The 10,768-nt window shown below is 43.9% G+C and carries 8 protein-coding genes and 1 riboswitch; of the genes, 5 read left to right on the top strand and 3 right to left on the bottom strand.

Features of this window, described 5'->3' with window-relative positions:
• Positions 1–2: 2 nt before the first annotated feature.
• From F6K37_RS21950 to F6K37_RS21940, 3 genes are all read right to left on the bottom strand, one after another.
• Positions 3–677, bottom strand: coding sequence for a hypothetical protein (locus F6K37_RS21950; protein WP_287252138.1), 675 nt, complete (start codon positions 675–677; stop codon positions 3–5).
• Between the two features lie 351 nt (positions 678–1,028).
• Positions 1,029–1,715 (bottom strand): HupE/UreJ family protein, encoded by a 687-nt coding sequence (locus F6K37_RS21945; protein WP_287252136.1) that lies wholly within the window; start codon positions 1,713–1,715, stop codon positions 1,029–1,031.
• Between the two features lie 591 nt (positions 1,716–2,306).
• A riboswitch (cobalamin riboswitch) is annotated at positions 2,307–2,450 on the bottom strand.
• Between the two features lie 205 nt (positions 2,451–2,655).
• Positions 2,656–3,627 (bottom strand): YihY/virulence factor BrkB family protein, encoded by a 972-nt coding sequence (locus F6K37_RS21940; RefSeq protein WP_287252134.1) that lies wholly within the window; start codon positions 3,625–3,627, stop codon positions 2,656–2,658.
• Between the two features lie 78 nt (positions 3,628–3,705).
• Here F6K37_RS21940 and F6K37_RS21935 point away from each other — a divergent pair, with 78 nt between their 5' ends.
• From F6K37_RS21935 to F6K37_RS21915, 5 genes are all read left to right on the top strand, one after another.
• Positions 3,706–3,888, top strand: coding sequence for a hypothetical protein (locus F6K37_RS21935; protein WP_158026642.1), 183 nt, complete (start codon positions 3,706–3,708; stop codon positions 3,886–3,888).
• A 234-nt stretch (positions 3,889–4,122) separates the two neighbouring features.
• Positions 4,123–5,286 (top strand): SAM-dependent methyltransferase, encoded by a 1,164-nt coding sequence (locus F6K37_RS21930; protein WP_287252132.1) that lies wholly within the window; start codon positions 4,123–4,125, stop codon positions 5,284–5,286.
• A gap of 556 nt (positions 5,287–5,842) precedes the next feature.
• Positions 5,843–7,852: a magnesium chelatase ATPase subunit D gene (bchD, locus tag F6K37_RS21925; protein ID WP_287252130.1), complete on the top strand. Its 2,010-nt coding sequence runs from the start codon at positions 5,843–5,845 to the stop codon at positions 7,850–7,852.
• 640 nt (positions 7,853–8,492) lie between these two features.
• Positions 8,493–9,797, top strand: a complete 1,305-nt coding sequence (locus tag F6K37_RS21920) for a hypothetical protein (protein ID WP_287252128.1) — start codon at positions 8,493–8,495, stop codon at positions 9,795–9,797.
• Positions 9,798–10,209: 412 nt separating this feature from the next.
• Positions 10,210–10,768 (top strand): TRAP transporter substrate-binding protein (locus F6K37_RS21915; protein ID WP_502887766.1); only part of this gene is annotated, 559 nt, incomplete at its 3' end.

Here is a 10,768-nt window from a genome sequence, read left to right as displayed (position 1 = left end):
TTTCAGATACGGATTGTATCTGAATAATACTGATGCCACGGATAGGTATATTGCTGGTTTTCGTGTACTTCACAAAAAGGAACGATCTGGGTGTATCCCTCAGTCATCAAGAGATCTTCATAGAGAGTCCCAAAATCCTCTTCTTTGAACTTCTGCATTCGTCCCTGTCCCAAGACTTGGGTGTGAATTTCAAGAAAGTCATGTTGGTTATGGATGGCACAATTGGTACGAGAAGGGGCATACCAAAGGTTAACTTTAACAGAGAACTTTTCTTGTTGATGGGGTGTACTCGATTGCCTTGCCATAAAATAGGGATCGACTTCTATAATTCCAGCCTCATCTTGAGGAGACTTCCACAGCGGTACATCTTTGGGGAAGTCGATCAAATTACCTAATAGATTCCACCCTGGCTCAAAGACAATCTTGCCGATGTTTTTGCTCTCTACTACCTCCAGCAAAAGTAAGGATTTGGCTTTTTGGACAGTAGTATCTTTGAGGATGGTCGATGAAAAAGCCGGAATAATGCTGGTGTTCGTTTCGCTCAGGTAAGCATCTGTCTCTTCAGGATTAACGGTGATAGTACGACTGTTAATGGGATAATTTTCCACATTTTCAACGTACTTCCCATCTATGTAGGCACCGGAAAAGTTAAGTTGTTTAACTTGGTTAGCTTTCATCTGTTTTTGACACAGAATTAAAGGACTAGCTACCTAAGAGGTTGTCTGATAAGTCTCATTTGCTACATCCAAGCCCCCGTTGGTCCCCCAAGCGAGCAATCCCTCGCTTGGGGGACTTTTAGCAGCAAATTGATTCTTCCCCACCGGTGCGCACCGCATAATTGGGGGGCTAGGGGGCAAAATTCAGTATCAAAAAACTTTTTAGATATCCTCTAAGGCGGAAGGCAAAATGAAGAATGGTGAATGCTGAAAGCAGAATACATAAAGCAGAATTATAAATTCTCATCAATTCTTAATTATACATTCTTAATTATACATTCTTAATTCTTCATTCTTCATTATTAAAACCTCTTATCCAAAAATTGCAGAAGATAAGAAAACTACTCCTACTGAGCAGATACCAAAGCCTAAAATTCGCATCAGTGGGAAGGGTTGATCTCTCCATTGTTTGATCAAGCTCTTACTCAGGTATAGTGCTAGGATTGCGATACCATACTGAATCACACTGAAGCCAATCAGGTAAGCCAAGAGTGGACTGATTTCAGCACCTACAATTGCTTCACCATAGGCATAGCCATGAAACATACCAGCTAAGCTCGCTAACCCTAGCACTACGGATATATTGGGAATTTTGGCACTCAACAGTAGTCCGCCAAAGAGCACCACTGAAGTAGCGATCGCAATCTCTGGTATTGGTAAGTCCATTCCCAGCAAGTGAATACCTGTGCCGACTAGGGTGGTGAGGACAAAAGCACCGGGAATCAGGAAACCACTGGTAAATCCAGCTGCAATTAAGCCAACAGCAATCACAAAGGCGAGATGATCGAAACCAATCACGGGATGACCTAATCCAGACAAAAATCCTGTGATGAAATTATCGGGTCTCTCGCCACCAAAGGGATGGTGAGCCATAGCTTGTTGTGCTGTACTTAAAATCCCCATCCATACCAACAGAGCCATAGCATTAAAGCCAAGTTTCTGGTTTTGGTAACGGGAGATAGAAGACCGATTGCTTGGGGAAAATTTGCTTTTTGACATCTGGTAAATGCTGGTCAATGACTGATAAAAATACTTGCAACAGTTTAGTGCTAATTACCTTGAAATACTAGGCTTTATAAGACTATCTTGAAAAAGTCTACAGTAGTGTCGTAGCACAGTTAAACTGATAGGATAAAAAGTGATAAAGCGTTGAATTTATTAATTTTTAGTCTCTTATCACTTTCTTCTTACTTAGTTACTGTCAGCGCTTTCTTAGGGGTTAGTTACTTTGTAAGCAGTAAGCAGTAAGCAGTAAGCAGTCAGCAGTCAGCAGTCAGCCGTCAGCCGTCAGCAGTCAGCCGTCAGCCGTCAGCAGTCAGCCGTCAGCCGTCAGCAATCAGTGGTCAGTGCTCAGTGGTCAGCCGTTGGCCAATGGCCACTCAAGTAGCACCTCAAGTAGCGCATAAGCTGATAGCTGATAGCTGATAGCTGATAGCTGATAGCTTACAGATCAAACCTATTAAATACTTTTTACTCAACCACTAGTTCTCAAAAAGGGCATCACAAACGTTACTGGGAAATGTGGTTGCCTACTGACTAATTTTTTTGGAAATGCTACATCAGACATCATCTGTACCTCGCAGATGGATTTAACAACTGAAACCATTGGTGGGCATTCTGACTTAGAGGTCACAGACCTCATCACAGCTGCGGGACAGCGCCGGACTTGCACCGGACTTTCCCCGTTACCTCTGGTGAGTGCTCTTCACCAGAACCGATGGAACTTCAGGTAGTTTAGCACAATCTGACCTATATTATTTGTTAAATATTAATTAAGATATTAATTACGATTAATTAAGATTAATTAATCGTAATTAATTAAAGCGGTTTTTAGTTTAATGAGGTACATAGGATTTTTTACCTATTCCCTATTCCCTATTCCCTATTCCCTATTCCCTGTTCCCAGATCCGCTGTTCCCAGATCCGCTGTTCACTGTTCCTACGATCTTGGGTTATCCCTTTCCTCAAGACTAGGGAACTGCCCTACTGCCGGGAGAGGGGTAGCATGGTCATCGGGAACGATTTTTGAACCAAATATTTTAGCGTAAACTTGGGTAAATTCAGCTCCTAAAAAGATAATTTGAGAGGAATAGTATACCCAAGCCAATAAAACCACCAAAGAACCAGCAGCACCGTAACTTGAAGAAAAACTGCTTCTGCCGAGATACCATGACAATAGCCATTTACCCAAGTTAAACAGTAAGGTAGTGATAATTGCTCCAACCCAGACATCCTTCCAGGCAATTTTCACATCTGGCAAGTACTTGTAAACCAGAGCAAACATCAGGCTAAGAATACCAAAGGACACCAGCAAGTCCAGAATTGTCCAGACAAAGTCAAGTTGGTAGAGCCACAGTAAACCCAGTTCCTGGAGAAATTCGCTCTTATAAGACCTCACAGCGGATAAGGCAGTACTGATCACAGCGGATAATAGCAGAAAAAGTCCTACACCCAGCACGGTCAGAAACGAAAGAATCCGTTTTTTCAAAATACCCCAGATGCCCCGTCCTGGTTTCAGCTTCACATCCCAAATCGTATTCAAGGCATCTTGGAGTTCGCCAAATACCCCAGATGCACCGAACAACAGCACCACAATACTAATCAAGGAAGCCAACCCCCCACTAGCATCAGGCCGATTGGCATTAGTAATTGCTGTCTGAATAAACTGTGCCCCCTGTTCCCCAACCAATCCTTGGATTTGTTCTACAATCTCGCCCTTAGCCGCCTCTTCCCCAAAAATAGACCCCACAATTGCGATCGCAATTATTAGCACTGGCGCTAGGGAAAAAATCATGTAATAGGATAATGCTGCTGCTAGTCGAGATGCGTTATCCTCCTTCCATTCTTTAAACGTTTCTTTAAGCAGTCCTAAAATAGCCTTGGGATTCATCACCATCACTCCTGGTCTCATAACTCCTGGGCTTAGTTATATCGGCATCGTTCCAGTTGGAAATACCTGACAATGCCTGAGAATATTCTAGATTGACAATTGATCCCGGTTAACCAACTATGGTTTCATAAGTCAGTTAATCCTAAGCATTCAGCTATCAGCCGTCAGCTATCAGCCAAAGGCCAAGGGCTTTTACCCAGACTTTCCATTCTGATTAATCTCGAACTATTAAATTCTCCCGTTTGCGTATTGCGCATTGCCCATAGGCGCACACTACGCTAACAAGATTTATTTTACGGCGGTTTGCATAACTATCAAGTACACAGGATTTTCTCTTTCTTCCCTCTTCCGAACGCGCCCCGCGTGGCCTACGGCCTCAGTCCCTGCTCCGAAGTCCCTGCTCCCTAAAACCCAAGAATTTGTACCTGACTGAATTGCAAACCGCTGTAAGCATGATAGCTGACAGCTAGTGGGGTAAGCTAATTGCATAAAAACCAATAACATCTTAAGTTACCCATGATTGAAAACCAATTTGTAACCAACTTCGTCTCCTCCTTATCCAAACGTGGCAAACTACCAATTAGCTTTGTACTTCATTGGGAAGATGGGTCAAGCACCACTATGGGAGAAGAGAAACCGATCTTGGATATATACATCAAAAATCCAGCTGGTCGAAAAGCTTTCATGTCTTTAGACGAATTACTGATACTGGAAGCTTACATCAAGGGTGATATTGATCTCGAAGGGAACTTAATCAACGCCATGTCGTTCCAGGAGCTGTTATCCGATCAGCATATTTTGCTAAAGATAGGTCGCCGACTCAAACCCATCTTACTTGGGCGGGAAAAATGCAATCCAGATTGGATATCAAAGCATTATGACTCCAATAATATCCAATTGTTCGCCATGGATACCGATTACAATACTTATACTCCTGGGATATATGATAAAGATGAGGATAGCCTAGAGGTTGGAGCTGAACGCAAGTTAGACTTTGCCTTTCAATCTCTTAATCTCAAACCGAATGATTCGGTACTCGATATTGGCTCTGGCTGGGGCGGTTTCCTGCGTTTTGCCGCACGCAGAAATATCCGTGTGACTGGAATTACCTTATCCAAGCACCAAAAACAGTATGTAGAAGATTTAATTGAAAAAAACAACTTTGATGATGCAGAGGTCAAGTATCAAGACTTTTTCTCTTTCCAACCTAGCCAGAAATATGATGGCATAGTCATGATGGGGGTAATCGAAGATTTGTCTGATTATCCTCGCGTGATGGAGCGTCTCTTGAACTATCTTAAACCTGGCGGACGAGTATATCTCGACTTTGCCTCAGACAAAGAGTCATTTGTTACGCACAGTTTTATTACCAAGTATATCTGGCCGGGGACCTTTCGGATGGTGTATATGACGGAATTTATCGATGCTGTTAGAGAATCACCATTTGAGATCCAAGCCATCTATAATGACCGTCGCAACTATTATCTTTGGGCTAAGGGTATGTATGAGCGCTGGATGGAAAAAAAAGCAGATATTATCGACAAGTCAAATGAACAAATCTGGCGCACGTTCCGGATACTTTTTGCGGCGACAGCGGGTACCATGATCCAATCATCATACTATGCGACGGCCTATCGGGTGGTTTTAGAATTACCCGAGGATCATAAGTCTTTACAATAAGTGTGGTCAGACCTAGATTCCTAGAGCAATTTTGAATTGATGGTAATCGTTTAGCTTCTAGACTTATAGCGTTTCTCATAGTAATTAGCTACACAGGTTTTTTTCCCTCTCCCCTCACTAGGAGAAAGGCTAAGCAGGTAAACAAAATTAATTACACATTTTACAAAACTCAAAGTATTACAATGTAAGGGTTACAGAGATTGGGAGTAGGTAATTAATTCTGTGTAGGTGCTTATATGTCTGCTTCCAAATCAGATTACTATTGGAGTAAGCATTCAGCTATCAGCCGTCAGCCGTCAGCTAGGAGGTAGTAAATAAGCTTACGAACGAGTATGGCTGGTTGACAATCCCTGCTCGTTTTACTGATCCGAACCAGTGCAGTTAAAGCGCCGAATCGCTAATAGCTGATAGCTGATAGCTGATGGCTGAATGCTTACCTATTGAAAAAGTCGCCCTCAAGAATTTCCCATGGGGCTAGATCAACCATAGGGAGTCGTTAAAGAGTACTATTAGACTACTATGATTTGACTCAGGGAAGTTTGACAATAGTTGCTCTATGCCCGCACTGACCACAAAACCTGCCAACCCTACCTTTCCCCTCACCGCCGTGGTGGGTCAAGAAGCTATTAAACTCGCCCTCCTCCTCGCGGCCATTGACCCTGGATTAGGAGGCGTTGCGATCGCAGGACGCCGTGGCACAGCTAAATCAGTGATGGCACGGGCAATCCACACTCTGCTCCCCCCAATTGAAGTGGTTAAGGGTTCCTTGAGTAACTGTACTCCAGAAGAAGAAGAGTTACAGGTTGACCAGTTGAAGGTTGACGGTTCTCCAGATACCGAAATCATCCCAGCTCCCTTCATCCAAATTCCTCTAGGAGTTACTGAAGACCGACTCCTGGGTTCAGTGGATGTGGAACAGTCTGTCAAACAAGGGGAACCTGTCTTTCAACCAGGATTACTTGCCCAAGCTCATCGGGGTGTGTTGTATGTGGATGACATTAACCTCCTTGATGACCAAATTGCTAATCAGCTACTGAGTGTTTTAACCGAAGGGCGGAACCTAATTGAGCGAGAAGGCATTAGTTTCCAACATCCCTGCAAACCAATTTTAATTGCCACTTACAATCCCGACGAGGGACCATTACGGGAACATTTATTGGACAGAATTGCCATTACCCTCTCTGCTGACGGTGTTTTGGCATTAGAGCAACGGGTGGAGGCAGTAGAACAAGCGATCGCATACGCTAACTCTCCCCAGCAGTTTCTGGAGGAATATCAGGAGGATCTTGATACCCTCAAGACGGATATTATTCTAGCGCGAGAGTGGCTCAAGGATGTTGAGATTACCCATGACCAAATTACCTATCTCGTCAATGAAGCCATCCGAGGTGGTGTCCAAGGTCATCGGGCAGAACTGTTTGCCGTTCGAGTTGCAAAAGCTGCAGCAGCCTTAGAGGGTCGTCAGACAGTTAATTCCGAGGATTTGCGTCGGGCGGTGGAATTGGTAATTGTCCCCCGTGCCACTATGGTAGAAACACCACCAGAAGAAGCACCACAACCTCCTCCTCCCCCACCCCCACAAGATCAATCTCAGGAAGAGCAAGACCAAGAGGAAGACAAAGAGGACGACAATGACTCAGAGGAGCAAGAACAGGAAGCTCCGAATATCCCGGAAGAGTTTCTCTTTGACCCAGAAGGGGTGATCCTTGACCCGAGTGTGCTCTACTTTGCCCAGATGGCACAACGGCAAGGTAAGTCCGGAAACCGTAGCATTATCTTTTCAGAAGACCGGGGTCGGTATGTCAAACCGATACTACCGAAGGGTAAAGTAAGGCGGATTGCTGTAGATGCCACCCTCAGAGCTGCTGCACCCTATCAAAAAGCTCGTAGGCAACGTCATCCTAACCGTCGGGTTATTATCGAACAAGGGGATTTACGATCCAAGCGGTTAGCCCGAAAAGCTGGCTCCTTGGTAGTTTTTGTGGTAGATGCGTCAGGGTCTATGGCTCTAAACCGGATGCAATCTGCTAAAGGAGCAGTGATGCAGCTTCTGACGGAAGCTTATGAAAACCGTGACCAAGTCTCCCTGATTCCCTTCCGGGGAGAACAAGCCGATGTGCTGTTACCCCCTACCCGTTCCATTGCTTTAGCAAAGCGGCGTTTGGAGCGATTACCTTGTGGTGGCGGTTCCCCTTTAGCTCATGGATTGACTCAAGCAGTGCATGTGGGCATGAATGCTCAATTGTCTGGGGATATTGGTCAAGTGGTAATTGTGGCAATTACTGATGGTCGGGGCAATATTCCCTTAGCTCGTTCCTTGGGAGAAACTCTACCAGAAGGGGAAAAGCCAGATATTAAAGGGGAATTGTTGGAAATTGCTGCTCGCATTCGAGCTAATGGGGTTCAATTATTAGTAATTGATACCGAGAGTAAGTTTGTTTCTACTGGTTTTGCTAAGGAATTAGCTAAACAAGCAGGTGGTAAGTACTATCATTTACCGAAAGCTACAGATAAAGCGATCGCAGCTATGACTAAGAATGCGATCGCTGATATCACATCTAGGTAAAGAAGGTTAACTATTGGGCGTTGCTGATTCTCAGTATGGTTTCGCCCCCCTAGCCCCCCAATTCTGGGCAGGGCTGTTTCTTGCGTCGGACTAAAATTTGATTGGTGGGGAGGTGGGGAGATAGGGAGATAGGGAGATAGCGGTGCGACCCGTGGCGAATTTAATTCGCCTACGGAAAGCGCACCGTCGGGGAATTTTTATTAAGAAAAAGGTATTTTTAAGCTAAAAAAATCCCTCTTCCCATTACCCCACCTCCCTTTCACGGGATTAAATTGACAATTTATTCATGAAAATGAAACAGCCCTGCCCAATTCTGGGGGAGAAAACTCTCAAAGTCCCTCATAATTGGGGGATTTAGGAGGCTTTAATAAAACTAGATTATCGCGCATTCATTCCTTAATTCAGCAACCCCAACTATTGAATAATGTTGACTGTTGACTGTTAATATTTAATCTATTTATAGCAGCTTTCAAGCTAGTAAGGTGCATTATTTTTTCTTTTAGGGAGCAGGGAAAATTTATTAGTAAAGTCGTAAGAGTCAAGAGCTAAAAAGTAAAGTTTTGTGTACCTAATTAGGATCAGAACCGCTATATTTTTATTTTGTCACTATCCTATAAGCAGTACAAGCAATAAAACAACTATGAGATCTAGAATTAAATTTTTGAGCTTTCTATTATCAGCAGCAGTATTGGGGTTAACGGTAGAGTTAGCTACTCATACTTCTAGTGTAGAAGCAGGAACTAGGAGGGTTTGTGTAGGTGGACTATGTCGGGAGATTTACGTTCCAGACGTAAATGTTCCAGGGATAAATGATATAAGACGTGAAATACAAAATTGTTTCAGTGGTGGATGCGATCCAGGTAGACTGATTGATATAGGAATTCCTGTTGAAGAAATATGGGGGGAGGCTGGTAGAGGAGCTTATCGCGCTGCTGCTGAATGGATGAGAACGAACAATAGAAGTGGTCGTTCCTTAGACAACTTTCAGAAGCGATATCTACGACCTCATTTTGGAGATTTGGTTGACCGTGTTAGAGTTACCTACAATGCTAACTTGCTAGATGAATGGTCAGCTTTTGGGTATACAATTAGTCAAGGCTCTGGAGCTCAAGCTTATTGCGACCAAATTTATGTTAACGATTCATATAGGTCGAGTGATACTAATCAGCTTGTTTTACTAGCTCATGAGCTTATTCATTCCCAGCAGTGTCAACGGCATGGTGGTTACTCTGGTTTTGGTTATCATTATTTCAAAGAATATAAGAAGGCTAACCAAAATTACAGAAACAATAAGTTAGAACAAGAAGCTTTCACTTTTGAGGATCAGTTTGCAGGGTGGATAGGTGTACAGGTAGCTGTTGGGGGCATCCTTAGTGATTATCATTCTGGTTGTAACAGCTTAGGAAAATCACGTTCACCAGATTGTGTTTCAGCGATGCACCGATATTGCTATAAAAACAATCGTGGAAGCGCAGGATTAAGCCAAGAAGTAGGACCAGGTGCATTTGGAGTAGCCTGTTTTAACCCTAGATGGTATGGGGATGTTTCTGTTAATACTCTTCGTAGTTATCACCAAGGATGTGACAACTTAGGCAAATCACAAGCTCCAGATTGTGTTGCAGCGATGCACCGATATTGCTTTGAGAAACGTGGTGCAGGGGCAGGATTAAGCCAAGAAGTTGGGGCTGGTGTGTTTGGAGTAGCCTGTTTTAACCCTAGATGGTATGGGGATGTTTCTGTTAATACTCTTCGTAGTTATCACCGAGGGTGTGACAACTTAGGCAAATCACAAGCTCCAGATTGTGTTGCAGCGATGCACCGATATTGCTTTGAGGAACGTGGTGCAGGGGCAGGATTAAGCCAAGAAGTTGGGGCTGGTGTGTTTGGAGTAGCCTGTTTTAACCCTACATGGTATGGGGATGTTGCTCCAGTACTCAGACGCTAATTTAGATAAAATGCAAAAACCATGGTGGCGATTGCTCTTTGAGATACTTCTAATTACTCCTCAACTAGAAAACAATTGATCAATACCCCCAGTAAAAGTTGGCGAGGGAATAAACAAGCGATCGCTACTGTCGGGGATTTTAGGAGCTGCGATCACTTGCCTTAAAATGATTTTTCAATCTACTGATCGTGTTTGCCTGCTTGAGTTAACAGCCTGGAAAGCCCATAGTTCCCTTACCGCCCTTTGCTTCTATTCCCCTAGGACTTACCCACCAAGACCAATAAAACCTGGTTTCTAGTTACAATTCAAAGGGTGAAATCGCTGTAATTACCTTCAATAATAGGGTTTGGGGCGTAAGTGCTAAACTTGATAGAATTTGCGCGAAAGATGACCAATTTTTGAATCAACAACTATGAAACGCCGAAAATTTTTTAGTAACGCTGCGCTTGGTGCAGCCAGTACAGCTGCCTTAGCGGCCTGTAATCAAGCTAGTACAGGACCCGTTGCTCAATCCGGCAGTCAGCCTATGGTTCGATGGAAAATGGTGACCAGCTGGCCAAAATCCCTTGATACTATCTATGGGGGAGCTGATACTGTCTGTAAACGGGTCAGTGCCATGACCAATGGGCGTTTCCAGATTACCCCCTCTGCTGCTGGTGAAATTGTACCAGGATTAGCGGTTCTCGATGCCGTGCAACAGGGAACCGTTGAGTGTGGTCATACCGCTAGTTACTACTACGTTGGCAAAAATCCAGCCTTAGCATTCGGCACTAGTGTACCCTTTGGTCTAACCGCTCCACAACAAAATGCCTGGTTGTACCACGGTGGTGGCTTGGAATTACTTCAGGAACTCTATGCTGACTTTGGCGTGATTAATTTTCCAGCGGGTAACACCAGTGCTCAGATGGGAGGTTGGTTCAAGAAACAAATTAATTCTGTAGCTGACCTGAAGGGATTAAAAATGCGTATCC

Source organism: Moorena sp. SIO4E2, from assembly GCF_010671945.1.
Taxonomy (GTDB): domain Bacteria; phylum Cyanobacteriota; class Cyanobacteriia; order Cyanobacteriales; family Coleofasciculaceae; genus Moorena; species Moorena producens.
Note: the sequence above shows the minus strand (reverse complement) of the source record. Positions and strands in the feature narration are given on the sequence as shown.

What these genes read in the sequence shown, in the direction of transcription:
- F6K37_RS21950 (WP_287252138.1), bottom strand. Translation starts at nt 677, where the DNA reads ATGAAAGCTAACCAAGTTAAACAACTTAACTTTTCCGGTGCCTACATA.
- F6K37_RS21945 (WP_287252136.1), bottom strand. Translation starts at nt 1,715, where the DNA reads ATGTCAAAAAGCAAATTTTCCCCAAGCAATCGGTCTTCTATCTCCCGT.
- F6K37_RS21940 (WP_287252134.1), bottom strand. Translation starts at nt 3,627, where the DNA reads ATGAGACCAGGAGTGATGGTGATGAATCCCAAGGCTATTTTAGGACTG.
- F6K37_RS21930 (WP_287252132.1), top strand. Translation starts at nt 4,123, where the DNA reads ATGATTGAAAACCAATTTGTAACCAACTTCGTCTCCTCCTTATCCAAA.
- bchD (WP_287252130.1), top strand. Translation starts at nt 5,843, where the DNA reads ATGCCCGCACTGACCACAAAACCTGCCAACCCTACCTTTCCCCTCACC.
- F6K37_RS21920 (WP_287252128.1), top strand. Translation starts at nt 8,493, where the DNA reads ATGAGATCTAGAATTAAATTTTTGAGCTTTCTATTATCAGCAGCAGTA.